Annotated in this window: 25 protein-coding genes; 10 read left to right on the forward strand and 15 right to left on the reverse strand. The window is 43.4% G+C overall.

Features of this window, described 5'->3' with window-relative positions; translation table 11 throughout:
- Positions 1-63: 63 nt before the first annotated feature.
- Positions 64-912: a Cof-type HAD-IIB family hydrolase gene (locus tag ACH6C1_RS14215; RefSeq protein WP_374078090.1), complete on the forward strand. Its 849-nt coding sequence runs from the start codon at positions 64-66 to the stop codon at positions 910-912.
- 9 nt (positions 913-921) lie between these two features.
- Here the strand turns inward: ACH6C1_RS14215 and ACH6C1_RS14220 are convergent, their stop codons facing one another.
- Positions 922-1,923 carry an NAD(P)/FAD-dependent oxidoreductase gene (locus tag ACH6C1_RS14220; RefSeq protein WP_374078093.1) on the reverse strand — a complete coding sequence of 334 codons (1,002 nt, stop codon included), beginning with the start codon at positions 1,921-1,923 and terminating at the stop codon, positions 922-924.
- A 126-nt stretch (positions 1,924-2,049) separates the two neighbouring features.
- Between ACH6C1_RS14220 and ACH6C1_RS14225 the strand changes: the two genes are divergently transcribed.
- Positions 2,050-4,110, forward strand: a complete 2,061-nt coding sequence (locus tag ACH6C1_RS14225) for a bifunctional diguanylate cyclase/phosphodiesterase (RefSeq protein WP_374078096.1) — start codon at positions 2,050-2,052, stop codon at positions 4,108-4,110.
- Positions 4,111-4,126: 16 nt separating this feature from the next.
- On the opposite strand, the gene ACH6C1_RS14230 is transcribed toward ACH6C1_RS14225, so the two are convergent.
- Complete coding sequence (locus tag ACH6C1_RS14230; RefSeq protein WP_095223944.1) at positions 4,127-4,597, reverse strand: nucleoside deaminase; 471 nt, start codon at positions 4,595-4,597, stop codon at positions 4,127-4,129.
- A gap of 179 nt (positions 4,598-4,776) precedes the next feature.
- Between ACH6C1_RS14230 and ACH6C1_RS14235 the strand changes: the two genes are divergently transcribed.
- Together ACH6C1_RS14235 and ACH6C1_RS14240 are read left to right on the forward strand one after the other, a co-directional pair.
- Positions 4,777-5,109, forward strand: a complete 333-nt coding sequence (locus ACH6C1_RS14235; RefSeq protein ID WP_095223943.1) for a winged helix-turn-helix transcriptional regulator — start codon at positions 4,777-4,779, stop codon at positions 5,107-5,109.
- 152 nt (positions 5,110-5,261) lie between these two features.
- Positions 5,262-5,564 (forward strand): hypothetical protein, encoded by a 303-nt coding sequence (locus tag ACH6C1_RS14240; protein ID WP_374078101.1) that lies wholly within the window; start codon positions 5,262-5,264, stop codon positions 5,562-5,564.
- A gap of 218 nt (positions 5,565-5,782) precedes the next feature.
- Here ACH6C1_RS14240 and ACH6C1_RS14245 read toward each other — a convergent pair whose 3' ends face one another.
- Positions 5,783-7,144: an FAD-binding oxidoreductase gene (locus ACH6C1_RS14245; protein ID WP_374078103.1), complete on the reverse strand. Its 1,362-nt coding sequence runs from the start codon at positions 7,142-7,144 to the stop codon at positions 5,783-5,785.
- A 349-nt stretch (positions 7,145-7,493) separates the two neighbouring features.
- On the opposite strand from ACH6C1_RS14245, the gene ACH6C1_RS14250 reads away from it, so the two are divergent.
- Together ACH6C1_RS14250 and ACH6C1_RS14255 are read left to right on the forward strand one after the other, a co-directional pair.
- Positions 7,494-9,185: an NAD-dependent malic enzyme gene (locus ACH6C1_RS14250; RefSeq protein WP_374078106.1), complete on the forward strand. Its 1,692-nt coding sequence runs from the start codon at positions 7,494-7,496 to the stop codon at positions 9,183-9,185.
- A gap of 106 nt (positions 9,186-9,291) precedes the next feature.
- Complete coding sequence (locus ACH6C1_RS14255) at positions 9,292-10,257, forward strand: AEC family transporter (protein ID WP_374078110.1); 966 nt, start codon at positions 9,292-9,294, stop codon at positions 10,255-10,257.
- Between the two features lie 39 nt (positions 10,258-10,296).
- On the opposite strand, the gene ACH6C1_RS14260 is transcribed toward ACH6C1_RS14255, so the two are convergent.
- The 6 genes from ACH6C1_RS14260 to ACH6C1_RS14285 all read right to left on the reverse strand — a co-directional run bounded on the left by ACH6C1_RS14260 (position 10,297) and on the right by ACH6C1_RS14285 (position 17,350).
- Positions 10,297-10,443: a hypothetical protein gene (locus ACH6C1_RS14260; RefSeq protein WP_170937651.1), complete on the reverse strand. Its 147-nt coding sequence runs from the start codon at positions 10,441-10,443 to the stop codon at positions 10,297-10,299.
- 153 nt (positions 10,444-10,596) lie between these two features.
- A complete protein-coding gene (locus ACH6C1_RS14265; protein WP_366248648.1) occupies positions 10,597-11,196 on the reverse strand; it encodes a nitroreductase family protein in 600 nt (199 codons plus the stop codon).
- 163 nt (positions 11,197-11,359) lie between these two features.
- On the reverse strand, positions 11,360-12,922 hold the full coding sequence (locus ACH6C1_RS14270) for an AbgT family transporter (RefSeq protein ID WP_095223937.1): 1,563 nt from the start codon (positions 12,920-12,922) through the stop codon (positions 11,360-11,362).
- A gap of 22 nt (positions 12,923-12,944) precedes the next feature.
- Entirely contained in the window at positions 12,945-14,384 is a 1,440-nt protein-coding gene (locus ACH6C1_RS14275) for a M20 family metallopeptidase (protein ID WP_374078114.1), read from the reverse strand.
- Between the two features lie 221 nt (positions 14,385-14,605).
- Positions 14,606-16,321 (reverse strand): ABC transporter ATP-binding protein, encoded by a 1,716-nt coding sequence (locus tag ACH6C1_RS14280; protein ID WP_374078117.1) that lies wholly within the window; start codon positions 16,319-16,321, stop codon positions 14,606-14,608.
- Positions 16,322-16,465: 144 nt separating this feature from the next.
- On the reverse strand, positions 16,466-17,350 hold the full coding sequence (locus tag ACH6C1_RS14285; RefSeq protein ID WP_374078604.1) for a Cof-type HAD-IIB family hydrolase: 885 nt from the start codon (positions 17,348-17,350) through the stop codon (positions 16,466-16,468).
- A 187-nt stretch (positions 17,351-17,537) separates the two neighbouring features.
- On the opposite strand from ACH6C1_RS14285, the gene ACH6C1_RS14290 reads away from it, so the two are divergent.
- Positions 17,538-18,884, forward strand: coding sequence for a sugar porter family MFS transporter (locus ACH6C1_RS14290; RefSeq protein WP_366248645.1), 1,347 nt, complete (start codon positions 17,538-17,540; stop codon positions 18,882-18,884).
- Positions 18,885-18,913: 29 nt separating this feature from the next.
- Here the strand turns inward: ACH6C1_RS14290 and ACH6C1_RS14295 are convergent, their stop codons facing one another.
- The 3 genes from ACH6C1_RS14295 to ACH6C1_RS14305 form a co-directional block, all read right to left on the reverse strand.
- Positions 18,914-19,618, reverse strand: a complete 705-nt coding sequence (locus ACH6C1_RS14295; RefSeq protein ID WP_095223933.1) for an ABC transporter permease — start codon at positions 19,616-19,618, stop codon at positions 18,914-18,916.
- Complete coding sequence (locus ACH6C1_RS14300; RefSeq protein ID WP_374078120.1) at positions 19,615-20,460, reverse strand: ABC transporter ATP-binding protein; 846 nt, start codon at positions 20,458-20,460, stop codon at positions 19,615-19,617. Before ACH6C1_RS14300 ends, ACH6C1_RS14295 begins: the two co-directional genes overlap by 4 nt.
- A 156-nt stretch (positions 20,461-20,616) precedes the next feature.
- Positions 20,617-21,633: a LytTR family transcriptional regulator DNA-binding domain-containing protein gene (locus tag ACH6C1_RS14305; RefSeq protein WP_374078122.1), complete on the reverse strand. Its 1,017-nt coding sequence runs from the start codon at positions 21,631-21,633 to the stop codon at positions 20,617-20,619.
- A gap of 79 nt (positions 21,634-21,712) precedes the next feature.
- Here ACH6C1_RS14305 and ACH6C1_RS14310 point away from each other — a divergent pair, with 79 nt between their 5' ends.
- From ACH6C1_RS14310 to ACH6C1_RS14320, 3 genes are read left to right on the forward strand one after another with little or no spacing between them, the layout of a single operon-like run.
- Positions 21,713-22,153 (forward strand): YueI family protein, encoded by a 441-nt coding sequence (locus ACH6C1_RS14310; RefSeq protein ID WP_374078124.1) that lies wholly within the window; start codon positions 21,713-21,715, stop codon positions 22,151-22,153.
- A gap of 59 nt (positions 22,154-22,212) precedes the next feature.
- Entirely contained in the window at positions 22,213-22,833 is a 621-nt protein-coding gene (locus ACH6C1_RS14315) for a flavin reductase family protein (RefSeq protein ID WP_374078126.1), read from the forward strand.
- 20 nt (positions 22,834-22,853) lie between these two features.
- The gene (locus ACH6C1_RS14320; protein WP_374078129.1) at positions 22,854-23,696 is read left to right on the forward strand and encodes an SDR family oxidoreductase; all 843 of its coding nucleotides are present in this window, start codon (positions 22,854-22,856) and stop codon (positions 23,694-23,696) included.
- On the opposite strand, the gene ACH6C1_RS14325 is transcribed toward ACH6C1_RS14320, so the two are convergent.
- The 3 genes from ACH6C1_RS14325 to ACH6C1_RS14335 all read right to left on the reverse strand — a co-directional run bounded on the left by ACH6C1_RS14325 (position 23,697) and on the right by ACH6C1_RS14335 (position 25,925).
- Positions 23,697-24,239, reverse strand: coding sequence for a transcription repressor NadR (locus ACH6C1_RS14325; protein WP_095223927.1), 543 nt, complete (start codon positions 24,237-24,239; stop codon positions 23,697-23,699).
- Positions 24,240-24,311: 72 nt separating this feature from the next.
- Positions 24,312-25,184 carry a glycosyltransferase family 8 protein gene (locus tag ACH6C1_RS14330; RefSeq protein WP_374078132.1) on the reverse strand — a complete coding sequence of 291 codons (873 nt, stop codon included), beginning with the start codon at positions 25,182-25,184 and terminating at the stop codon, positions 24,312-24,314.
- 177 nt (positions 25,185-25,361) lie between these two features.
- The gene (locus ACH6C1_RS14335; protein ID WP_095224077.1) at positions 25,362-25,925 is read right to left on the reverse strand and encodes a shikimate kinase; all 564 of its coding nucleotides are present in this window, start codon (positions 25,923-25,925) and stop codon (positions 25,362-25,364) included.
- Between the last annotated feature and the right edge of the window lie 82 nt (positions 25,926-26,007).

Genomic DNA, 26,007 nt, shown 5'->3' on the forward strand with positions numbered 1-26,007 from the left:
TCAGTTTACATCCTATCCGAAATAGGGAATGTATGTAAAAAAGGAGTAAAGGAGCACTAACAAATGCGCAAATTAGTAGCAATAGACCTAGATGGAACATTTCTTAATCAGTATTACACTATATCCTCTCTGCATGCCAGCACAGTAAAAAAAGCACAGAAAAAAGGAGCAGAAATTGTCATAGCAACAGGAAGAGCAAACTTCGATGTGCAGCGCCTCTTTCAAAATGAGCAGCTTTCTACTTGGGTTATCGGAGCAAACGGAGCTACCACTTACGACCCAGAAGGGAATTTGTCAGTTGCTTTGCCAATGGAAACGATTTATGCAAAAGAAATGATAACTTGGCTAAATGAAGAAAACTATTATTACGAAATCGTCACGGATAATGACATCTTTATCACGAGTAAAGCAAAACAGCTGCTCCAGGATGAAATGGATATCGTCCGGAATATGGACAGAAGTGAGATGGAGAGCGCTCGCGAGCGCCAGCTTGGACAGGCGAATATCCAGGAGATAGAAGACTATATCGAGGTCTTTCAGTCAGAAAAAGAAATTTATAAAATAACGATTGTAAGCTTTGATGAAGAAAGACGACGCGTAGCGGCCGATACATTAAGCAAGAAAGGACTGAATTTATTTTCTTCAGCCGATTTTAATTTAGAAATCGTTAATGCTAAAGCTTCAAAAGGAAACGCATTGAAAAAACTGGCAAAGAAATTAGACGTGAAGCAAGATGATATCATTGCTATCGGAGACAGCATGAATGACTTGCCGATGCTGGAAATCGCTGGAACGAAGGTAGCGATGGGCAATGCAACGGATGAGGTGAAGCAGCATTGTGATTATACAACCGAAACGAATGAGAAAGATGGCGTCGCCCATATGCTCGAACATGAAATACTACAAAAATAGAGGCTGATATCAGCCTCTATTTTTTTGGTATTCAATTGTACTGTATACTTGCGCACTCGCTGAAGGGTCCAAATACAACTTTGCACTATTGACCGCTGTGATTGCCTCTGCGAATCCTGTCGCAATCAGCATATTCTTATTGCTATATTGAACAGCATCTCCCGCTGCGTAGATGCCCGGTACATTGGTTGCCATCTTATGGTCCACGATGACCTTGTTCTTATCTGTCTCGATTCCCCAGTTGGCAAATGGAGTTTGGGTAAGGTTGACATTTTCATAATACAACAGCGCATCTGTTTCATACATCATCTGCAGACCATCCTGTTCCACCAATAATGTATGCAATCCTTGGCTGTTTCCTAATAGCTTGGTCACTTTATGATTGTATTTTACGCGTATTGATGTCTTCTCAAGCGCTTCAATCACTTGCGGTGGCGTATATAAGAAATAATCACGCTGATTTAGCAATGTCACTTCCTTAGCGGTTTTCTCAAGCGACATCGCCCAATCGATTCCCGTCCGATTCATTGCATAGACTGTGACACGCTTATCACGGAATTTTTCAGCTGACTTAAGATAATAATGGAGATTTTTATCCTCATAGAGAGGCGCTTCCTCAAGCAGCAGCGGTTTCATCTGGTAGGTTCCCATTCCGCAGGTGAGGATGATTGTACGAGCCATATACAGCTTACTGGCGGTTGTTTCAACTTCGAATATCCCATTTTCTTGTTTTCTAATCTGCCCGACAAACTCTCCTGTTATGATTTCCGGTTCTGCCTTCCTGCTTTGATCAAGCAGTCTGGCAACCATTTCTTCCCCAGTAGCAACAGGATAAGCACCTACATCATAAATATGCTTTTCCGGGTAGAACTGCGCTACTTTCCCGCCGAAATCTGAAGTGGCTTCAATCAATAAAGTCGTCATCTTCCGCAGCTTTGTATAAAAGGAAGTATATAATCCGGTCGTTCCGCCTCCTACGATGATCACATCGTAGATAAAATCATTCCGCACTGTCATATCCTCCTGTTGGCTAAGAATAATTCACTATAATTTAATGAATAGTTGTTTGCTTTTCCGTCCCTCGAGTATACAATATCCCTAAGACTATTTGACCACATAACAACTCGGAGGTTTTACATGCAGGAAGTCACTGGTACATATAACGTCACCTTTGTTGTCGTGTCTATATTCATTGCAATTCTTTCATCTTATATCGCCCTGGATATGTGTTCCAGGATAAACCGCACGACAGGCTGGCGTAAATTCTTTTGGTTTATCTCCAGTTCACTTCTGATGGCTCTCGGTATCTGGTCGATGCATTTCATATCCATGCTGGCGTATAAACTGCCCGTGGAGGTCACCTACGATCCTGGCATTGTCATCTTGTCCATGATTTTCTCTTTTGCTGGTACCTCTATCGCTTTTTATCTTTCTTCTATAAAAATGACTGCATTCCGTCTCTTTGCAGGAAGCATCTCTATGGGAGCAGCAATTGTAAGTATGCATTACATAGGCATGATGGCCATGCGCCTAGAAGGTATGATGCACCATGGAGGGGCCTATTACTATTTATCAATAATCATTGCTATTATAGCATCTTGTGTCTCACTGCTCTTGTTCCATTACTTCCAAAACAAAACCGGTCAAACACAGCATCTGTTTAAGTTATCCAGCGCAATTACGATGGGCGTTGCCATTTGCGGCATGCATTATACGGCAATGAAATCGGCTGTCGTCCATGTGAACAGCAGTTCCATTCTGCCGGAACCTGTGTTTACGCCGAATAACATCAATCTCGCTATTAGCGTGATGCTTGTGATCCTGCTGATACAGGTGTTGGCTTTTGTCTCTACTTCGACGGATCAGAAGCTGGCCGAACAAGCAGACCGATTGCAATATATCGCAAATCATGATGAATTGACGAATCTACCGAATCGCCGTTACTTTGAACAGCAGCTGCTTGGCTATTTAGAAGAGCGTAAAAATGGCCAAGCAGCTCTGTTCTTCATGGATTTGGATCGTTTTAAAGCAGTCAATGATACGCTCGGACATAAATTCGGCGACAAGCTGCTGCAGCTTGTCACCTTGCGCCTTTCACGGATGCTTCCAGAACGGAGCATGCTTGCTCGACTAGGCGGAGATGAATTCACCTTGCTTTATCCAGCTGCTGAAAAGGAAGATGCGACACAGCTGGCACAAGCTATCATACAATGCGTAAAAGAGCCATTTTTCATTGAAGGGCGGAAAGTGAGTGTCAGCACAAGTATCGGAATCGCTTTGATTCCTGATAATGGGACAACGATTAAGGAAGTAATGCGTTTTGCTGATATCGCCATGTATTTAGCAAAAGAAAGCGGCAGGTCGAATTATAAGTTCTTTGCCAATGACAGCCTTCATGACTCACAACCAATGCTGCTGGAATCTGAATTATGCACCGCCATCTCAAATGGAGAAATTCAGGTGTATTTCCAGCCTAAGATGGCAAGCGCCGGGGATCATGTCTATGGTGTCGAAGCTCTATGCCGCTGGATTCATCCCATCCACGGAATCATTCCGCCAGCTAAGTTCATCCCATTGGCAGAAAAGAATGGAGACATCATTGCGTTAGATATGAAGATGATTGAACTTGTCTTTGCCGAAATGAACAAAGAAGCGTTCCGGGATCTTCATGTTGCGGTTAACATCAGCACCCAGCAATTTTATAACAATCGCTTCTTAAGCTTCATTCGCAAACAGATGGAGATATATCCTGAAGTAGATGTAACGAAACTTGAAATCGAAATAACAGAGGAAACCGCAATTCAAGATGTAGAAGGTGCTGCACATACAATAATGGAGTTAAAGGGATTAGGAATTCGTATTGCGCTCGATGACTTCGGTAAAGGCTACAATAGTCTCAATTACTTAAAACAATTGCCTGTAGACACACTAAAAATCGATCGCGCCTTCATTGCGAATTTGCCCGAGGATTTTCAGGATCAAGCCATCGTCTCTTCCATTGTGACGTTAGCGAAAAAACTCCAGCTTTCTATAGTAGCAGAAGGTGTGGAAAGCCAAGAACAGCTGACTTGGGTACAAAACTTACAGTGTGATTATGCACAAGGCTATATGTTTAGCAAACCGCTGCAAGTGTCCGAGCTCCTAACTTATCTCGATACTTTCAATGCCACACATAAAAAGAAGGCGACCCTCATATAAAGGAATCGCCTTTTCTTTAATATTCCACCTTATCTTCCTTCTCTGTCCATGCTCTCATTGGATCTGCTGTCTCATCACCAAGGAGCTGTACCGTATGAATCTTTCGTTCCTCATAAGGTTTTTCTATCTCTTGATAAATGAAATCATCATCGAATCCAATTACAGCAGCATCCTTTTTCGTATAAGCGAAGTACAATGCTTTCGGACGAGCCCAATAAATTGCTCCCAAGCACATCGGGCAAGGCTCACAGCTGGAATAAATGATACAATCCTCAAGCTCAAAATGACCCAATTTGCTCGTTGCGTTACGTATGGCCTGTATCTCTGCATGTGCCGTTGGGTCATGCAAGCTTGTCACTAAGTTCGTACCTTCACCGACAATCTCTCCATCTTTTACAATGACGGCACCGAATGGCCCGCCCTTGCCGCTGTTCACATTGGCAACCGCTAATTTGCACGCATAATCTATGTAATAATGATGATCCATCTTCTCTCCTCCTACATCATACTTTCCTTTCAATTATAGAATTTTTCTTAATTTTTAGCCAGGAAGTCAGTATAGAATCCTCTGCTTATAGGAACAATATACTTGTTACTTTTCGTAACCTCATATATAATGAAAAACAACAGTTGAAGTATACAGCGTTTATACAGAGGTGATGATAGATGAAATCCGAAGAATTATGTCCACGCTTTGAGTCAGGAATGGAGCTTTTAAGCAAACGTTGGACTGGTCTAATCATTTTCCGCCTCTTAGAAGGATCACAGCGATTCTCTGAATTGGAATCGTCCCTGCCAATCAGCGGGCGTTTGCTATCTGAACGTCTTAAAGAGCTGGAAGCAGCGGGCATTACAACAAGAACAGTATATCCGGACACACCCGTCCGTATTGAATATGAACTGACTGAAAAGGGTCATGCATTGCGCCCTGTGATTACTTCCATAAGAGAATGGGCGGAAAAATGGGTTACACCGGATGAACCAGCCCAAACAAAATAATAACCCTTTCCAAGAACCTGCCCTTTTAATAGGACAGGTTTTTTTACTTGATTAAAATTCCGAATAGTAAGAATATTAATAAATAACCATTTACAATCCTGCAAAATGGGTATATAGTTAAGAAATCAAAACGGATAGGAGGTGGGGAGGAAATGCAACGTAAAGCTGCTCTTTTATTTATCGGACTCGTGCTGTCTATCATGCTGCAAGTAATGGTGCTGCATCCAATGTATCATTGGGAAGCAAATGATATTCAACCACAGCACGTCGTTATCCATAAGGCTGATTTACCGGATGATGAAAAACACTGGTTCCCGATCTCAACACAAACAGCAGTCCTGACTTTTCTGCCCGTGCTGCTTGTTGCAAGCATGATGCAGGCACGCATGATGCAGACGAAGCAGGCGGTCCGGCATTTCCTGCTGGCCGTCTTCTATCAATCGAGTTACCGCTGAATAGTCTTCCCTTTTGCTTGAAGGTTTCTTAGCATTCCAAAGGAGGGGACGAAAATGTTTGTGGCAAGAGCGATCATCGTCGTAGCATTTTCCATCAGTGCATTATCCATCTTTGCTTTCCAAGGCATTGAATTGGTGCACGCAATTACAGACCTATTCAGCAAAAAAGGATAAACAAAAAGAGCGTATTCTTGAGGGGGAATACGCTCTTTTTCTATTTAATCAATAAGTTTGCCAGGATTCATGATTCCTCGCGGATCAATAGCTTGCTTGATGGTTCGCATCAATTCGTAAGCTGTACCGTGTTCTTTTGGCTGATAGCTCTTCTTCCCTACTCCTACACCATGCTCACCTGTACATGTGCCGTCATGGTCAAGCGCATAGTCCACTATTTCCTTATGGAGCTGTTTAGCTGCCGTTACTTCATTTGCATCCTCAAAATTTGCCATCGCGATGATATGGAAATTCCCGTCGCCTACATGACCAACGATACCCGCCTCCAAGCCGCTGCCATCTACTGCTTGTCTTGCGTGCAGGATTGCCTCCGCAAGCTCTGATATTGGCAGACATACATCTGTCACGAGCATCCGTTTTGTTGGTGCGGCTTGAATGTAGTAATAAGCAAGATTATGCCGCGCATCCCATAGACGCTCCTGCGATGCCAAATCCGTTTCTGCTAGGAATTCCGCCACATGAAACGGCTCCAATAATTTCTCCATCCGTTTGATTTGGTGCTGAAGATGCTCAACCTCACCATTCAACTCGAAAAAGATTGTCGGCTGTTCGATATAAGATGTATTAGCGAAACGATTGACATGCGCTACTGAGGCCGCATCAACAAACTCGATTCTAGCCAAGTCGAGTCCTGCTGTACGTAGTCTCACTACAGCTGCCACGGCTTCTTCAAAGTCATCGAACACAGCACGGGCTGCTACACTTGCTTCTGGAATTGGATACACACGGAGAGTGAGTTCTGTAATAATACCAAGCGTGCCTTCTGAGCCCGCAAATAACCCCGTTAAATGCAGCCCGGAAGAGGACTTCACGGCTTTCGAACCAGTATGTATGATTTCCCCGCTCGGCAAAACAACCTCCATGTCCAAGATATTGTCCCGCATTGTGCCGTATTTGACAGTATAAGAACCACTTGCATTCGTGCCTGCCATACCTCCAAGTGTCGCCTCAGCACCAGGATCTACACTGAAGAATAATTTATGTTTCTTTAGGGCATCATTCAATTGAAACTGTGTCAGGCCTGCTCCGACAACGACAAAACCATCTTCCTCACTAAGGGTTTTCAAGTCATTCATTAATCCAAGGTCGAGGGAGATGCCTCCGTCATAAGGAATTGCATGCCCCTCTAAACTGGAACCTTTACCGAAAGGAGTAACAGGTATTCCATGTTCGTTGGCAAACGATAGAACTGCGCTGACTTCTTGTACATTTTCGGGAAAGATGACCACATCTGGATCAGCCGCTGGGTGATAGGATGCATCATGGTTGTGCTGGCTGATGACTGCCGCCGCTGTTGATATCCTCCCGGGATGAATCATTTTACTCAATTCTTTCACAATGTCCATGCCTAAATCCCCCTTCTTTCTTATAAGAACAAGCTTAACATGAAGGGTTTGATTTAAAAAGCCGAACAGTCAGAATAATTAAATATAATAAAGCAAACCATGGATTGTATATTTATGTAATTAAAAAAAACAATAAAAAAGTAATGATCGAATTTATTTCACATCAGTAAAATACTTTGATACCGCGGTTTTTCATACGGTCAATTAGTATGTGAAATATCACACAAACTCAGTAAATGCAATAGTTATTTTAAATACTTTGTTAAAATTGATTAACAATTGAATAGTGATAGAATGGATTGTGGCAGTTACAAAAGGTAAGTAATCATTCGAAAAGGTGGAATCAGATATGAACACATATCGCAATAATGAAGATGGATCCATATCCACTTCTCTAAGAGGTAAGAACTTAATTTCAAATCCTTTTCTAAATAAAGGTGTCGCTTTTACGAAAGAAGAACGAGCTGAGCTTGGTCTTGAAGGTGTTTTGCCAGCGACCGTTTTAACATTGGATGAGCAAGTAAAACGCGCTTACGAACAGTTCAATGCACAGCCTAATAATTTGTTGAAAAACAACACATTGAACCAGCTGTACAACCGTAACGTTGTTCTTTACTATCGTCTGTTGACTGATCATCTAAGCGAAATGCTTCCTGTCGTTTATACTCCAACTGTAGGACAAGCTATCCAGGAATACAGCCATGAGTACCAGCGTCCAGGCGGTGTTTATCTTGATATCAACAACCCGGACAGCATCGAGCAAGCATACGAAAATACATTGCTTAACACAGATGAAATCGATTTGATCGTAGTAACTGACTCTGAGAGCATTCTTGGAATTGGTGACTGGGGTGTCGGCGGATTGAATATCGCTATCGGTAAACTGGCTGTTTACACAGCTGCTGCTGGTATCGACCCTAACCGTGTACTTCCTGTAGTAATTGATGCTGGTACAGACAACGAAACATTGCTTAACGATCCACTTTATGTCGGTAACCGTCATAAACGTGTACGCGGTGAGCAATACGATCAGTTCATCGATGCATTCATCAGCAAAACTGTTGAGAAGTTCCCTAACGTACTTCTTCACTGGGAAGACTTCGGTAACCGTAACGCACGTAACATCATCGATAAATACGGCGATAAGATCCTTACTTTCAATGATGACATCCAAGGTACTGGCGCAATCACACTTGCAGCTGTAATGAGTGCTTCCAAAGTCACTGGTACTCCAATCAGCGAACAGCGTGTAGTTGTATTCGGTCCTGGTTCTGCCGGTATCGGTAACGCAGACCAAATTGCGGCTACGATGGTACTTGACGGGATCTCTAAAGAAGACGCATTGAAAAACTTCTGGGCAATCGACCAACGCGGTCTTTTGACTGATGACATGGACGGCATTGCTGAATTCCAGAAACCTTACCTTCGTTCCGCTGATGAAGTAAAAGACTGGAATAGAGAAGATGGCATAATCGGTCTTGCTGAAGTTATCCGCCAAGTGAAACCAACTATCTTAATCGGTACATCTGGCCAAGCTGGTGCTTTCAGTGCAGAAATCATTAAAGAGATGGCTAAACACGTAGAGCATCCAGTTATCATGCCTATGTCCAACCCAACACCACTTGCGGAAGCAATTCCAAAAGACTTGCTTGAATGGACAGACGGTAAAGCTCTAATCGCAACAGGCAGCCCGTTTGATCCTGTTGAATACAAAGGAACAACTTACCACATCGGTCAAGCAAACAACGCATTCGCGTTCCCAGGTCTTGGACTTGGATCCATCGCTGTTAAAGCGAACTTGATCACAGCTTCTATGTTTGCAGCAGCAGCTAATGCAATTGCAGACATGGTTAACAGCAATACTCAAGGTGGCTCTTTGCTTCCAGCAATCGATGAGCTTCAACCAGTTTCAACCGCTGTTGCAGAAGCTGTTGCTAAAGCTGCAATCGAAGATGGCGTATCTGATGCAAAACCTGAAGAAATCAAAGACCTAATAGCTAAATCTGTTTGGAAACCAGAATATAAATCCATCAGAGGCTAAGCCTTTAAAGAATTTCTCATGGTGCAGGTGACTCCTTCCAAAAGGAGGCACCTGTATTAATTTTGACAACATGAGCATTATAACTACTGTAGGGAGTGGAAAGAACATGAGTTTTGGTGAAATTTTCATCATACTAGTCCCGATTTTCTTCGTTATCCTTCTTGGATTCATCGCTGGGAATCGCGGCATCTTCAACAAAGAAACATCTAAAGGGATCAACACACTTGTAACAAAAATCGCATTGCCAGCACACTTATTCGTTGGGATCACAACAACTTCCCGCGAAACAATCTTTGATAAAGCTTCATTCCTTGTAGCTTTGCTGATTGGTGTTATCGGATTCTTTATCGTTTTACTACTTATTACAAAATGGACTACTAAATATGACTTTGTTACTTCAACGATGTTCTCACTGAATTCAACACAGCCAACTTTCGCCTTTATGGGTATCCCAGTAATGGGTAGTATCTTCGGTGCAGATGCAATTGCAATTCCGATCGCCCTTATGGGTATCATCGTAAATGCTGTGCTCGATCCAATGTCTACTATCTTCGGTACAATTGGAACACGTAATAAAGATGCTGAATCAGCTGAAAACAAAGAGAGCCTTTTCAAAGTAACAATGAAATCTATCGCACACGGTCTTACAGAACCGCTTGCATGTGTACCAATTATCGGTCTTATACTTGTTCTAGTCTTTAACTTCCACCTTCCGGAATTAGGCGAGAAATCACTTGACCAAATCGGTGATGTCGTATCTGGTGTTGCACTATTCGCAGTTGGTGTAACAATCGGTATTAACAAAATCAAACTTAGCTTCTCTGCATTTTCAATTGCTATTTTAAAAGCAGTTGTTCAACCGCTTGTTATGGTTGGAATTGCACTTGCGCTTGGTTTGACACATAATGATTTCGTTCAAGCAGTATTGCTTGTATCTTTCCCGGGTTCTGCCGTTGCAACTATGATTGCAATCCGTTTCAAGAGCTTGGAAACAGAGGTTGCATCTGCTTTCGTAATCAGTGCAATCCTTTCTATCGTCACTTTGCCATTCTTGATCACGGCAATTATGTAAGAATAAAAGGAGTATCCCAATGAGGGATACTCCTTTTTTCTATTTAACAGCAGGAAGGTCATCTGATTTCGACAATTCATCACGCAAGTAATCCATGTATCGCTCCAAGGTAGTCAGAATCTCATCTCGTTCATCATCTGACAAGTCACCGGCATGCTGCAACTTTTTATATGGATATGCACTCACTTTACTTCCTTCCTTTCGCATTTATAGTAGTGGTAGCTATTATATACCCCGGCCTTCTGCAGAAGAAACATATGTAATATAATTGTAACAGAATTTTCAAATAATTATATCTAAAAAAAGTGCTATTGTCCATATGCGACAATAGCACTTTTTTTATTTAATGACTTTAACGCGCTCTTCCAAAGGCTGGAATTCTTTATCGCCAGCTGGCATTGTCGGTTTACCAAAAGGCATCTGACCGCGAAGCTTCCAGTTGGATGGGATATCCCATTCTTTTTGGATAGCCTCGTCCACTAATGGGTTATAGTGCTGCAGGCTCGCACCAAGACCTTCCATCTCCAATGCAGTCCAGACCACAAGCTGGTGCATACCAGAAGTCTGCTCGGACCAGATTGGGAAGTTTTCTGCATAAAGCGCGAATTGCTCTTGAAGACCTTTTACAACTGTTTCATCTTCAAAGAATAGAACCGTACCATATCCATTACGGAAAGATGCAATTTTTTCTTCCGTCGGCGCAAAGTTATCAGCAGGCACTACTGCACGAAGCTGCTCTTCAGTAAGATCCCAGAAACGATCATGCTTGTCTCCAAGAAGCACGATTACACGTGTGCTTTGAGAGTTGAAAGCAGATGGTGTGTATTTAACTGCAAACTCCACAATTTCCTGAATACGTTCATCAGAAACAGGAGATTCCTTTGCTAGTCCATAAATAGATCTTCTGTTTTCTAAAGCTTTGAAAAAATCTTGAGTCATTATATATCCCTCCAAAAATTGTAGTACCGTTTGATAGCATACCCGACTAAGCAACCATCTATTAGTTACTTATAATTATCGAGTTACTTTCAGTAATTAATGTATCTTATTCCAAAGAAAACGTCAATAAAAAAGGGCGCCACATAAGCGCGCGCCCAATTTCTTATAAGCGAATATCGACACCCGGACCAACCTGCAGCCCAAGCAAACTCCAAACAACGAACATAATGATCCAAGCAATTAATATGATGACTGCAAATGGCAGCATGAGTGACATCAGTGTTCCTAGACCTGCCCGTTTATCGTACCGCTTCATGAACCCAAGCAGCATAACAACGTAAGGACTCATCGGTGATAGAATATTGAAGGCAGAATCCCCAATACGGAAGGCCACCTGCGTATAAGCTGGATCATATCCCAATTGGTAGAACATCGGTAGGAATACCGGTGCAAGCAGTGCCCAAAGCGCGGAACCACTTGTGATGAACAGATTGACAATCGCACTGATTAATGTGAAGCCGACCATCGCTCCAACACCTGTTACATTCATATTTTCCAGTGCGATACTACCATTTACCGCAATGATGGTACTAATATTTGTCCATTCAAAGTAAGCAATGAATTGCGCAGCTGCAAATACCAGGACAATAAATCCTGACATCTCTTTCATTGCAATTCCCATTTTCTCTGGGATATCGGAGATTTTCTTCAATGTCCCTGCAGTAAACCCATAAACTACAGCCAAGATAATGAAAAGGACTAAAATCAGCGGAACGATATTACTTAAAAATGGCGAAGGGATGATTGTTCCCTCTTCCCCTCGCAGAATGCCATTAGAAGGGACGATAAGCAGCGAAATTAGGATGATATAAACTCCAGCAACAATCAATGCATTCCGAATGCCGCGTTTCTGCTCCGGACGAAGTTTTTCAATCTGCTCGTTCAAGATGCCTTTATCTGCAAAAGAAGGATCATATTCACCCAAACGAGGTTCAATCAATTTCTTGGAAACAAATGATACGACAAAGACGAGCATTATAGTAGAGGCAGCCATGAAGTACCAGTTATCCAACGGCGAAACTGCACGCGCATCAGGATACTGCCCTTGAATAACTTCAGTCGATATACCGGATAGCAAGACATCCGTACCTGCAATCAAGAAGTTCGCTGTAAATCCTGCGGATACAGCAACAAATGATGTCAGGAGCCCTGCAATCGGATGCTTTCCGATAGAATAATAAATCATGGCAGCAAGCGGCGGTATAATTACCATTGCAGCATCCGATGCAATATTCCCCAAAACACCAGTGAAAATGATCATATACGTAACAAGACTTTTCGGGATGTTCATTACCATACCGCGCATGACTACTTCAAAGAATCCTACATGCTGCGCGAGCCCGATACCGAACATCATGACCAGTACAAGACCAAGCGGAGCAAATCCCGTGAAGTTTTCCAGCATAGAGGATAAAGCGAAGATCAATCCTTCTTCCGATATCATGTTGTTTACTTCCACAACCTCATTTTCCGGTGTGGTGACGGATACGCCAAGCATACTCATAATCCATGAAACAATAGCAATAAAGATAGCTAAGTAAATAAAAAGCATAAATGGATCAGGCAGCTTATTACCAGCCCGTTCTATAGCTGAGAGAAACCTTAGAACTTTCCCCTCTTCTTTTCCGGGCTTTTGCGAACCGCCATTCTGTGTTTGTTTTTCCATCTCTTTACCCCCAATCTGTTAGTTAAGCTAAAATGGTTGGCTTGACACCATCCGGGATAGGACTCGTATATCCATTTGGACCTATACGCTTTTGCAGTTCAAGCTTAGCAGCTTCCAGCTTTTCCGGCTTATCGAATAGGGACAGCGCAGTAGCTGCCATTACTTCACTCGCATAGAGCATTCCTTTTTGTGCTAAAGGTGTTTTACCCTGTGATACTACTTGCCACGTATGCAATGGAGTACCAATGGCAAAGCAAGCTGCATGGAATTGGATAGTAGGTGTGATTCTGCTTACATCCCCTACGTCAGTAGAGCCGTATTGGAAATTGTCTCCATCATGGTACGGAATTGGTGTTGTAAGAATAGGTGATGTCTCCATTTCCTCTTCCCACAATGCTGCATCCTTTCCGATTAGCTGGAGAATTGATTTTTTATCAGAAGAAATATCCTCTTCACTTAAGGTCTTTTGAATACCTCTTGCAAAATCGAGTTCTTCTGCTGAATACTCAGGCACTTGGACACGCTCCACCTGCTCCTGCATAACATGCTCGAGGATTGTGTTGCGGATGAAACCAGAACAAGCCTTATCAAACGTTATTTCCAACTCTGTTTCTGTCATCAGAGCTGCCCCTTTGGCAATCTTCACTACACGCTGGTAGATACTTTCTACTTGCTCTGTTTCCGGAGCCCTGACCAAATAAAGAACTTCCGCTTCTGGCTGGACAACGTTTGGAGAAACGCCCCCAGCATTCGTAATCGCATAATGCAAACGCGCATCCTGTATAACGTGCTCCCGCAGGAAGTTGGTGCCGATATTCATCAGCTCGACCGCATCCAGCGCACTGCGCCCTAAATGCGGTCCGCCTGCTGCGTGCGCACTTTTACCTTTGAACTTGAAATATACTTGATAGTTGGCCAACGTCTCAGCTCTTTGCACCCCGCTGTGCGTAAATGGATGCCATGTAATAGCTGCATCTGCATCATCAAAAACGCCCTCTTTAGCCATGAAGGTTTTGCCTGATCCACCCTCTTCTCCTGGGCAGCCGTAGTAACGAACAGTACCGCTCAATCCGTTCTCCTGTAAATACTCCTTTACTGCCAACGCTGCACCAAGTGCACTTGTACCAAGCAAATTATGCCCGCAGCCATGTCCTGAACCTCCAGGCACAATCGCCTTCTGTTCAATCACACCAGCTTCCTGACTCAAGTCGGATAGCGCATCAAATTCACCCAAAAAGGAAATTACTGGTTTGCCTGCACCAAAGTTTGCTACGAATGCGGTTTCGATACCTGCAATACCGCGCTGGACGTCAAACCCTTCCTCTTCCAGCACATCCGCAAGAAGCGCTGCTGATCGTTTCTCTTGAAAACGCAGTTCCGCGAACTCCCAAATACGTTCACTTACCGCGCATAGTTTTTCCGCTTTATCTCTTATAAGACTATCAATCGAAATAGTGCTCATTAGCTCTTCCTCCTATGTATCAAAATTCATGTGAGCTTTCCTTCCCTGTGATGTTACCTAAATACAAGCAAATCCGCAATAGTATATCGTCGAAAAAATCTAATAATTCTAATTTCATTGTAAAATATTCTAACACACACTTTGAGAAAACGCTTTCATTTCTTACAAAAAAACAGGAAGTTACTTCTCCCTTATGGAAGAAAACTTCCTGTTTCGATGAATCAATGAGCGAACTGTGCATCATAAAGGCGGCGATAAGCACCCTCTTTTTCCAAAAGTTCTTTATGCTTTCCTTCTTCCGTTATACCTTGTTTGGTTACCATGATGATTTTATCAGCATGCTTGATTGTTGCCAAACGGTGGGCAATTACTAAAGTGGTACGCCCCGCTGACAGCTCATCCAGAGCTTCCTGTATCTTGACTTCCGTTTCAGTATCCAATGCGGATGTTGCTTCATCCAGTATAAGAATTGGCGGATTCTTCAAGAATACACGGGCTATTGAAATACGTTGCTTCTGACCGCCGGAAATCATGACTCCACGCTCCCCGATGACGGTATCCAAGCCTTTCGGCAATTCAGCAAGAAAATCAGTCAGTTGGGCTCTTCTAGCCGCTTCCTCAATTTCTGCATCAGTAGCATCCAGCTTGCCGTATGCGATATTTTCCCTGATGGTGCCGCCGAACAAGTATACATCCTGCTGCACGATGCCGATTTGACTGCGCAAAGATGCCAATGTCATTTCATCAGTCGGAATGCCATCAATAGTGATTTCCCCTGCATTCCGCTCATAAAAGCGCGGCAGCAGACTGCATATCGTAGATTTGCCAGCTCCAGAAGGTCCGACAAAAGCAACCGTCTCCCCTGCCTTTATCGAGAAACTAATATCTTTGAGAATCGAGCTGCCCTCTTTGTACCCAAAAGAGACGTTATCATACCGGATATTCCCTGTAAGACCATCAACCTGCTTGGCATTTGGTGCATCCTTGATATCAGGATCAAGCCGCATGATGTCCATATAGCGCTGGAATCCTGCGATTCCTTTTGGATAAAGCTCGATGATTGCGCCGATTTTCTGAATCGGCTGGAAGAATACGTTTGTCAGTAGAATGAAGGCTACAAGATCTCCGTAAGACATCCTTCCTTGAATAATGAACCACGCTCCGGCAACTAACTGAAACACAGCTATGAATCGCATCAGCATATACGTGACAGATAGATTCAATGCCATGATTTTATAGGAGAGCAGTTTCGTCAGACGGTAACGTTCATTGTTAACCTTAAATCGTGCTTCTTCATGCGCTTCATTTGTAAAAGCCTGAACAACGCGGATACCCCCGACTGTATTCTCGATACGGGAACTGAAATCAGCCGTATCTTCGTTCATCCTTCTAGAGGCTTCTGTCATTTTCTTGTTGCAATATAGAACGATCCAGAACAATACCGGAACAACGAGCATCGTCATAAGCGCAAGCGGCCAGTTGATGAAGAACATGATTGTCAGCGCACCAACAATGGTCATTAACGCGATGAAAAGATCCTCCGGGCCATGGTGAGCCATCTCCCCGATCATAAACAAATCGTTCGTCAAACGGGAAATCAGATTCCCTACCTTTGTATTATCAAAGAAACGAAAACTCAGCTTTTGTATATGCTCGAATAGCCGTTTGCGCATATCCCGTTCGATATTGATCCCGAGCTTATGTCCCCAATAGGTAACGATGTATTGCGTGACTGTACTCAAGCCATAAACGATGAACAGCAAAATACACGCTGTCACAATCCAGCTCCAGTTTTCCGTTGGAAGCAGTCGGTCTACCATCATATTTACTCCGATTGGAAAGGCAAGCTCCAATATTGCTACGAACACAGCACTGCCGAAGTCCAGCATGAAAAGCCGTTTATACGGTTTATAAAAAGCGAAAAACTCCTTTAACAAGAACCAACACTTCTTTCTGAGAATGATTATCACTCTATTTTACATGGAACTCGCAGCTTACGCATCCCTTTATTGGAAAATTCCTAACAAATCAGCATGAACAGGAAAAAAATAAACCCGGCACATTCCTGTGCCAGGTTTATCCTATACGCCTTCTTCGACTCTGCGCAGCTCTTCCTGCTCTCCAGCAATCAGCTTATCAATAAAGTACGCCACACCCAGTTCATCATTTGTTTTTGTAACATGCGTAGCAATTTCCATGAGCTCCGTCATCGCATTCTCCATCGCGACACCGTTGCCAGCAACCTCAAACATGCTGATATCATTCGGGCTGTCTCCAACTGCATAGATATCTTCCTTGTGAATTCCATACTTTTCTGCAAGCATCGTTACTGCATAACCTTTACCAGATTTCTCAGGCAATATTTCGAGAATATGCTCTCCAGAAGATGTAACCGTGATTTTCGCATTCTGCCTGATAGCTTTATACACTTTCGCCAGATTCTGAAGATCAAAACTGAAGACAAGGATCTTGAATATCGTATTTTCATCGGTGAAAATATGATCGATATCCGGTACAAAGCGGATACCAGATTGCTTGAACTGGGACATAGCACCAATCCAAAGCTTCTCCAAGCTTTCATCAGGGTTGGCAGAGATTACTTTATCCAACTCTGCCTGGAGTTTTTCTTGTCCATTATAAGGAGAGAGCAGCTCTGTTTCTGTATACACTTCAAAGTAGATATCCTGTTCAATGAGGTACGTCGCTATTTCCCTTGCCAGTTCTTTTTCAAAGGTGATTGTATTAAGTAATTTATATCCAACATCATGGATCGTCCCCCCATTGGAAGCGATGATCGGTATATCCAAGTCATCTCCAACAAGAGACTTTACATCGAATGTTGCACGTCCAGTACTGATAGAAACGAGCATATCAGCATCAATAGCACGCTTGATTGCCGCTTTATTTTCTTCGGGGATTTGACTCTCGGTATTCAATAACGTTCCATCCAGGTCGATTGCTATCATTTTTTTAGCCAAGTAAAATCCTCCTAATAATATTTTTAGGTAGTCAATTCTGATACTAGTAAATTATAATGGTTTATTGTGGGACTTTTCAATCGAGAGCAGATGCAAAGGTTTCATTTTATACGGAAAGAGGAAAAGGCTTACATATTATAACATAGTTTTCGCACAACTTAGGAGGTAGCAATATATGCAGAAAAAGCAATCCAATGGCTTATTGTATTTTTTTGGTGCACTTGGCGGTCTGCTCTATGGATATGATACTGGAGTCATCTCCGGTGCACTGCTGTACATAGACGAAGATCTCGGACTGAACTCCTTCACGGAGGGGCTCGTTGTCAGCTCACTATTAGTAGGAGCTATCATCAGTGCTGCCATTACTGGCCGCGTAACAGATAAAATTGGACGTAAAAAGACGATAATAGCAGCCGGTATCTTATTCCTGATTGGCGCATTGTCAGCTGGACTTGCAGTCAATGTAACTACAATGGTTATCGCCCGAGTTATTCTCGGCTTGGCAGTTGGTTGTTCCACTACAATTGTTCCACTATACTTATCAGAACTTGCACCAAAAGAAAAACGAGGTTCTCTCGCTTCATTAAACCAGCTTTTGATAACGATAGGTATTTTATCATCCTATCTCGTAAACTACGCATTGTCAGATGCAGGCGCATGGCGCTGGATGCTTGGACTGGCTGTCATACCAGCAGCGATCTTAATCATCGGTATGTTCTTCATGCCCGAAAGCCCACGCTGGCTACTGACGGCAGGAAAAGAAGAACAAGCACGCGCTATCCTAAAACGTGTCCGGGGTGAAAATGCCTCAATTGACGAAGAAGTTTCCGAAGTGAAGAAAGCAGAAAAAGAGGATGAAGGCGGCATAAAAGAACTGTTTTCCAGCTGGGTGCGGCCCGCATTGATTGCTGGAATGGGTATTGCTTTCTTACAGCAGTTCATCGGTATCAACACCATCATCTATTACACGCCAATAACACTTGAGAATGCTGGATTCGCAGATTCCGCTGCCATTCTCGGTACAGTCGGCATCGGTGCAGTCAATGTGTTGATGACGATCATCGCCATCCGTTTCGTGGACAAGATCAACCGTAAGACCTTGCTTATGGCAGGTAATATCGGGATGGTAGTCAGTTTGGTCGTTCTATCCACAGTTAACTTACTGGCACCTGATTCCACAGCCGCAACATGGGCTATTATCATTTGTCTTGGAACCTTTATTGTCTCTTTCTCGACAACTTGGGGACCAGTTGTCTGGATCATGCTTCCAGAACTATTTCCGACAAAGGTACGCGGGATCGGAACAGGTGTAGCCACTTTCGCACTGCATGGCGCTAACTTGATTGTGTCATTACTATTTCCGATTTTGCTCAATGCGATCGGTATCAGCTACCTTTTCTATATTTTCGCTGTCATCGGTATCCTTGCCTTTCTATTCGTCAAATTCTTCACGACCGAGACACGCGGAAAGAGCCTGGAACAAATCGAACAGGATCTGCGCAAACGCAGTAGTGTAGGATAATGAAAAGCCGCCCGTTATGGGCGGCTTTTTTAATTGGATAGACTTTTCTTTTTGAAGGTAATGAAGGTTATTACTAAAGCAGCAGCCGTCCATCCAACAAGCCAGATAACGTCTTCTCGATAAGCCGAAAACGCCTCCCCGCTAATCGCTGCCAAACACGCTTCCATCATGAAACTTCCTGGCGTATAGCCTAAAATATCTGCCACTATGCCCTCAGAGAAATACATCTGGATCATAGGACCAAACCCGAACACGAAGCTTAACGGTAATAGATATACCGTAGTCTGAACTAGGTTTTCACTAAGCAAACCAACTAAGGTTCCCAATGCAACAAAGAGGATGACAGCGATTAGCAGAATGACGGAGAGCATGACCGGACTTTCTACACTTACGTTTATAATCAGCATGGATACCACGAACATAATAATCGTCAAGATAACAGAAATGATGCTTTTACCGACCATGATATCAGCAGAGCTAGCAGGTGAAAGCAACAAAACCTGCAGCGTATTCTTTTCTTTCTCTTCTGCCAGCAACAGAGCCTGAACATACATCGTGACAAACGTAACAGTAATAATAAAGACAAAGGAAGCTGCAAAGTCCTGTTCGCCATCCATCCTGCTATAAAGGATGGCCAAAAATATAGGAACAATCAGGATTGATAGTACTTGAACATTAGATTTCATATCATGGTATTCTTTCACAAGCATTGCGGATATTCGAGCTGCATTCATGCTAATTTCCTCCCTGTTACTTCAATAAATATATCTCCCAATGTCGGCTGATCGGAATGCACAGCAAGGACTTCCTCTGCTTGCATGTATCGATAAAGTTGTTCTGCTCCTGCCTTATCATTCTCGATAGTTTCGCTGCGACCATCTTTCAATTCCAGGTGGATTGTGTTTTTTGCATATTTACGCTGTAATTGGTTCGGTGCATCCATTTCCCGTATTCGTCCTTCATGAAGAAATGCAACCCGGTCGCACAGCTGTGCAGCTTCCTCCATATTGTGGGTGGTCAGGAAAATCGTCGTCCCTTCGCGGTTTAAATCCCTTAAAAGATCATGCATTTTTTGGACATTTCCAGGATCTAAAGCAGAAGTCGGTTCATCCAGGAATAGAACTTCCGGTTTATGCAGAACAGCACGAGCAAGAAGCACACGCTGCTTCATACCTTTTGACAGTTTTTTTACCGGCTTCTTCTTATCTTCTGCTAAGCCAACCAGCTGCAGAACCTCTTCTACTCTTCCAGCTGCAGCACTATAAAGCTTTGCATAGAAATCCAGATTCTGCTGGACTGTCATCCGCTCATATAGTCCACTGTTGTCAGTCAGGATACCTATTCTGCCTAAGTCAGCATCTTTCATTTTAGCAGCTGGTTTGCCAAGTATATTAACTTCCCCAGCTGTCTGCATAAGCTGACCAGTCAAAATTTTGACTGTCGTTGTCTTCCCGGATCCGCTCGGCCCCAGGAAACCGAAGACCTCACCTTTTTTTACATTAAATGAAACTTGCTGCAATGCCCGCTGCTGTCCGAATACCTTGGACAGCTCCTTCACTTGTAATGCGTAGTCCATATCGAAATGCCCCTTTCCGTTCAAGACGGTTGATAATCAAAGCTTACTACCCTTTTTAGAAAAACGCAGTAAAATCAGGCTTAACAGAACCCAAAAACGCTGAGTGGAGCAAATCAGCAGCCGAATAGTGCAAAATCTCAGGCTGAATGGAACAGGTTACAGCCCGAGCATACCCTTTAATTCCTCAAATCGATTCTTAGACAGCGGAACCGAACTGCGTGAATGATCATCAAGGATCAAACTGAAACTGTTTCGTGTCCAGGTCACCACTTCCTTCACCTGCTGCAGATTCACTAGGTAAGAACGATGACAGCGGAAGAAGCCGAACGCTCGCAGCCGTTCCTCTAATTCTTGTAAAGTATATGTACACGGATAGACTCCGTCTTGAAGATGCAGCTGTGCCACTCCTTCACTGCTTTCAATAAAGTTAATATCAAAAGGATTGAAAAGAATGATCTTATCATCGATTTTTGCTGGAATCTTCTTCAGCTTGACCGGTTGGATTACATCTTCGCCAGCTGCCAGTTCTTCATTTTCCTCTTCGACAGCTATTCGCTTACAGCTCTTATCCGTCAAGGTATATACATAATTGGTAAGTGCTAATGCATTTTCCAAGTCTATAGTAGTAAGAAGGATCGTTTTACCTTTTTCTTTCAGCTCACCGATGATGCGGTGAATGATCAAGCTTGTTTCGAGATCGACATTTTGTTCCGGCTCTTCCATAATCAAAACCGGCTGATCCTGTATGAGGAGCCTGCCAATTTTCAAGCGCCGTTCCTGCGAAAAAGTCAGCTTGCTTATTTTAGTTAATTGGCACTCACGCAAGCCTATTTGCTGAATCACCTCACCAATATCGACGCTGCTGCCGTAAAGCTTCCGAAAGAAACTTAGATACTCCTTCACCTTCATCCTTGTATATACTGCATCATCGAGATACAGGAAGCCGATCCGATCATTCACAGAACGCAGGTTTTCGATATTTTCACCAAATAGTAGTACACTACCGGTAGACGGGTTTTCTTGTTTGTTGATTATTTTCAGCAGCTGGCTTCCAATCACTTTATTACAGCGAATGACATAACATTCACCAGCTTTCAGCTCAATATCGATTGGAGGCAGAAGCATCGTATTATGAGATGTTTTGCTGAGATTTTCGAATTGCAGTGTAGTCATAATGTATTGCCTCCCTCTTTTACTTATATTGTAAAGCTAACTCCATGAATTGGAAATACCGAATCGGAGATGAAGACCATTGAAAAAAGATATAGATGATTACCTAAACGAAGGAATATATGGAACAAAAGAAACGAAGGCAAGTGAAAGGAAAGAGTATTTGGGGACATTGCGGGAGAGAACGATCCTTGCACTGACAGAGGGAGAGGTCGTCCAGCAGAAGGGATTAAAACAGCTGGAGAATGCTATGAAAAGCTACCCCGATGCATGCTTGCGCTTTTCCGGAGAAGTCACAATGCGTTTCTTCAAACCGTACAAGACCCTCGCTACTTCATACCGCATCCCGTACACATCCGTTACGAATCAGGGTGTCGATGTGGATATTGCACTCGTTCTGCATGTTGATCATGCAATTGATAAAACGGACATCTTTTTACACGAGGAAGAAAAAACGACGGAAATGACCAATAAATCGGAGCACTCCTTTACATCCGTGCTTAAGAATATCTTCAAAAGGTAATAGAACTGTTAAGTGCATGTAAGGTTCCTATGATAGGCTGACAGAAAGGAGCAATAAACTTGTTTACATTCAACGCAAATGATCTTTCAGCAAAGACACATTACAAAATACTCACAGGGAGCATCATCCCAAGACCCGTAGCTTTCGTCACGACCAAGTCACCAGAATCAGAAGTAGTCAATGCTGCTCCCTTCAGTTACTTTTCGATCGTCAGCGCGAATCCGCCGCTTATTAGCATTTCGATTCAGCGTGCAGCAGGCAAACAAAAGGATACAGCACGCCATGCTATTGGATCCGGCGAGCTTGTTGTCCATATCAGCACAGAGTCGATCGTGGATGAATTGAACAAAACCGCCGCTGTGCTGCCTCCCGAAGAAAGTGAGCTTGACCACACGAGCTTGACACTCACTCCGAGCACATATGTCTCGGTGCCCGGAATTACGGAAGCGTCTATCAGGATGGAATGCACCTTGTATGATCATCTCGAGATAAGAGACGATGATGGAGCTATTACAGCAGACTTATTGCTCGCAAAGGTGGCTGGGTATCATCTGTCACCGGAAGTTTATGATGAGAACACCGGCTATCTGGATGCAAAAGCCATCCAGCCAATCAGTCGCTTGGCAGGGAATGATTATAGTAAACTTGGAGAGCTATTCACACTGAAACGTCCAGAATAACACGGAGAGTGGTGTACAATATGCAAAAAACAGTCGTAATCACTGGCGCGAATTCCGGTATGGGATATGCCACAGCTGTGTCGTTAGCCAGAAGAGGATATACCGTATGTATGCTGTGCCGCTCTGAAGAACGAGGCATGCAAGCTCTGAAGGAAGCTAAACAGCAAAGCGGTTCAGAGAATATGTATCTATATGTATGCGACTTGGCATCCTTTACTAGTATTCACGCCTGTGCAGAAGCATTGAAAGCCCAGCACCCTGTTATTGATGTACTTATCAACAATGCCGGCGTCGTGACAACAAGAAAACAATTCACTGCTGATGGTTTGGAGATGATGATGGGTGTGAATCATCTTGGCCACTTCCTGTTGACTAATTTGCTGTTAGAGCAGATCAAAACCGCACCCCAAGGGCGTGTGGTCGTTGTATCTTCCGGTGCTTATAAAATTGGAAAAATAAATCTGGATGATCTAGGCGGAGCTGAATCCTTTACACCATGGCAAAATTACGGGCACAGCAAACTTGCCAATCTTTTATTCACCAAGGAACTTTCTCTCCGTCTTTATCATTCAAATGCTACGGTAAATGCAGTACATCCTGGAGCAGTGAGCACGAGTCTCGGTGTAGACAGGCATACCGGCTTCGGTAAAAAGATCCATCAGCTACTCCGCCCATTTTTCCAATCACCTGCAGACGGAGCAGATACTGCCCTGTATCTTGCGGAAAGCTCAGAAGTGCAGCATGTAACGGGAGGATACTTTTATAAGCGGCAGATCCAGGAAGTAAAGGGACAGGCAGATGATGCTGAACTAGCTAAGCAGCTTTGGGCAATGAGCGAAAGAAAAGTGGGGCTGACCGTATGATCAATCCCATTCTGGTACCAAAAAACCATGATGGCTCAACAACTCAATCGCTTCCTCCATTACTGACTCATCATTTGCTGCCAATGTATGCAGATGGATCCCGTCCGTCAGCTCGGATAAATAACCTGCTTTGCTGTTGGCTATCCTTTCGATGAACTTCTTTACTTCCCTTCGACTGGAAACCATGATAGAAGCCGTTATCTGTCCATAAACAGGATGCTCCACCCGGACATCCTTCACTGTAACCCCTAAGTCTACGAGCAATTGCAGCTCTTCTTCTGTCCGTTCAGGCGCATGCTGACAAGCTACGATCCTTTCGACTGAATAGACAGGATGCTGCTGCAGTACATATCCCTCACTAGTAGCAATGATCGGATGCTGCTCCGCCTTCAGCAGCGTCACATCACCCACAATCACTTGCCTGCTGACATTTGCCTCCTCTGCCAGTTCACTCCCCTTGAGCGGACCGTCTGCTGTCTGCAGCTTATTCAATAACCACTTTCTGCGCGTACTTCCCAATAACTTCTTTTTTTCCTGCCCCATCTCTAATCCGTCCTTTTTCATTGTTTCCTGTATTATAACAAATAAAAAAGACACAGCCATACTAGCTGTGTCTTAGTCCGCGTACACTTCCTGTTCCTTTTTTCCGGGAAGTACTTTCCATGGTGTCTGCTGCAGGAATTCAAAATATAGCGGAGCAAATGGATGTCCGACATCTGAATTCCATGGTTTATTCGCACCAGTAAAATGAACGATCGCTGGAGATTGGCGAGCTTCTTTATAACGCTTGCGCTCTGCTAATTCCCTCGGTGTTTTCGTTTTTAGGATGATGAAGGATTGCGCATTCCATCTCGGGTGGATCGGCTTCCATTTATCCCATAGGATCGCATTCAAGGCATCCTGATCATGCAAGTAAAGGAACTCTGGATCATTGTTTTCATCAATGAATTGCAGCACTCTATTCGATATATTCTCTTTGCGCCAGCCTTCCATGTCAATGACCATCATACCCGAATTAAAGTACTTGCCTTCTGTGGTTATATTCATTTTCTCCAAACGCTGAAGCTGGCCGGCATCTTCCACTGCTGCCATCAGACTTCCATCCAGCTCGATATCGTGCAGCTGGGCGATATCCGTCAACACAAGCGTATCGCAGTCGATATAGATGACTCGTTCCACACTCGGATCTGTTATGACCTCGGGAATGGAGATACGGTAGTAAGCCGTTTTATTGATATATCTGCTTTCTGTTGCATTCTTATAGGATTCTGTATCTATGGATAGGAAACGGATTGGAACACCGAATTGCATCGTTGTTTTCATCAGCATCCGTTTATTTGGCTTTGTTATGCCCCCGTCGATTACATATAGCATGACTCGTCTGTTCTTATTGACATTTGTAAGCAGTGATGCCAGCATCACACCGAGGTGGTGGGCATAATTATCATCCGCACTGGAAACAACATGAATCGTATCTTTGTGATGCAAGACGTTCATCCTCCTTTGAAATCGTAGGTTTCTATACCCTGCTTTCTGGTCCGGAAAACCCTTACCAGCAAAAATAAGCAGATAGGACCGGTAATTATTTGACAATTAGGACAATTATTCCGGTTAAAAAGAGCTATTACAACAAGTTAATTGCAATAGCTCTTTGATAAAATGCGATCAGGAGGATAGCGGCTGATGTAGTTCCCAGCCCAGCTTCAGTATTTCTACGATATAATCCGCAACTTCCTCCGGATTCAGATTATCGGTTGTAACCCGCGCATTATGTTCTGCATAAATCGCTTGCCGTTCGTCGAAAATCTGCTGGACTTCGTCGACAGACTTATTATGCAATACAGGACGGTTTTCAATCAGAAGATCCATACGTTCCTTCCAGCGGTCCCAGCTCAGATCAAGGAAAAGCACCAGACAGCTGTCGAGACATTTTTCCCGGATGGCTTCTTGCTTAAAAGCGCCACCGCCGAGAGAAACGATATTACATTGTTTATTATCACAAATATCAATAACCGTATTCCGTTCAATCTCCCGAAAATATCCTTCCCCATGCTGAGCGAATATTTCTGGTATTGTCTTGTTATAACGGCGTTCGATTTCGATATCGACGTCGATGAAATCTCTGTAAAGTTTATCGGCAACCATTTTGCCGATGGTCGTTTTCCCGACACCCATGAATCCGATCAGGACGATATTCTTCGCCCGCACGGGTATATGCTGTCTGCTCATTGTCCGCACGCTGAATCTCCTCTCCTTACAAATCGTATACGTTGCATTATGTACTATTGTATACGATAAATCAAAAAATCGT

The organism is Terribacillus sp. JSM ZJ617 (assembly GCF_044383785.1).
Taxonomy (GTDB): Bacteria; Bacillota; Bacilli; order Bacillales; family Amphibacillaceae; genus Terribacillus.

Bases quoted from the DNA above. Each gene is read 5' to 3' on its own strand.
- ACH6C1_RS14215 (WP_374078090.1), top strand. From the start codon at position 64: ATGCGCAAATTAGTAGCAATAGACCTAGATGGAACATTTCTTAATCAG.
- ACH6C1_RS14225 (WP_374078096.1), top strand. From the start codon at position 2,050: ATGCAGGAAGTCACTGGTACATATAACGTCACCTTTGTTGTCGTGTCT.
- ACH6C1_RS14230 (WP_095223944.1), bottom strand. From the start codon at position 4,597: ATGGATCATCATTATTACATAGATTATGCGTGCAAATTAGCGGTTGCC.
- ACH6C1_RS14235 (WP_095223943.1), top strand. From the start codon at position 4,777: ATGAAATCCGAAGAATTATGTCCACGCTTTGAGTCAGGAATGGAGCTT.
- ACH6C1_RS14240 (WP_374078101.1), top strand. From the start codon at position 5,262: ATGCAACGTAAAGCTGCTCTTTTATTTATCGGACTCGTGCTGTCTATC.
- ACH6C1_RS14245 (WP_374078103.1), bottom strand. From the start codon at position 7,144: ATGGACATTGTGAAAGAATTGAGTAAAATGATTCATCCCGGGAGGATA.
- ACH6C1_RS14250 (WP_374078106.1), top strand. From the start codon at position 7,494: ATGAACACATATCGCAATAATGAAGATGGATCCATATCCACTTCTCTA.
- ACH6C1_RS14255 (WP_374078110.1), top strand. From the start codon at position 9,292: ATGAGTTTTGGTGAAATTTTCATCATACTAGTCCCGATTTTCTTCGTT.
- ACH6C1_RS14265 (WP_366248648.1), bottom strand. From the start codon at position 11,196: ATGACTCAAGATTTTTTCAAAGCTTTAGAAAACAGAAGATCTATTTAT.
- ACH6C1_RS14270 (WP_095223937.1), bottom strand. From the start codon at position 12,922: ATGGAAAAACAAACACAGAATGGCGGTTCGCAAAAGCCCGGAAAAGAA.
- ACH6C1_RS14275 (WP_374078114.1), bottom strand. From the start codon at position 14,384: ATGAGCACTATTTCGATTGATAGTCTTATAAGAGATAAAGCGGAAAAA.
- ACH6C1_RS14285 (WP_374078604.1), bottom strand. From the start codon at position 17,350: ATGATAGCAATCGACCTGGATGGAACGTTATTGAATACCGAGAGTCAA.
- ACH6C1_RS14290 (WP_366248645.1), top strand. From the start codon at position 17,538: ATGCAGAAAAAGCAATCCAATGGCTTATTGTATTTTTTTGGTGCACTT.
- ACH6C1_RS14295 (WP_095223933.1), bottom strand. From the start codon at position 19,618: ATGAATGCAGCTCGAATATCCGCAATGCTTGTGAAAGAATACCATGAT.
- ACH6C1_RS14300 (WP_374078120.1), bottom strand. From the start codon at position 20,460: ATGGACTACGCATTACAAGTGAAGGAGCTGTCCAAGGTATTCGGACAG.
- ACH6C1_RS14305 (WP_374078122.1), bottom strand. From the start codon at position 21,633: ATGACTACACTGCAATTCGAAAATCTCAGCAAAACATCTCATAATACG.
- ACH6C1_RS14320 (WP_374078129.1), top strand. From the start codon at position 22,854: ATGCAAAAAACAGTCGTAATCACTGGCGCGAATTCCGGTATGGGATAT.
- ACH6C1_RS14325 (WP_095223927.1), bottom strand. From the start codon at position 24,239: ATGGGGCAGGAAAAAAAGAAGTTATTGGGAAGTACGCGCAGAAAGTGG.
- ACH6C1_RS14335 (WP_095224077.1), bottom strand. From the start codon at position 25,925: ATGAGCAGACAGCATATACCCGTGCGGGCGAAGAATATCGTCCTGATC.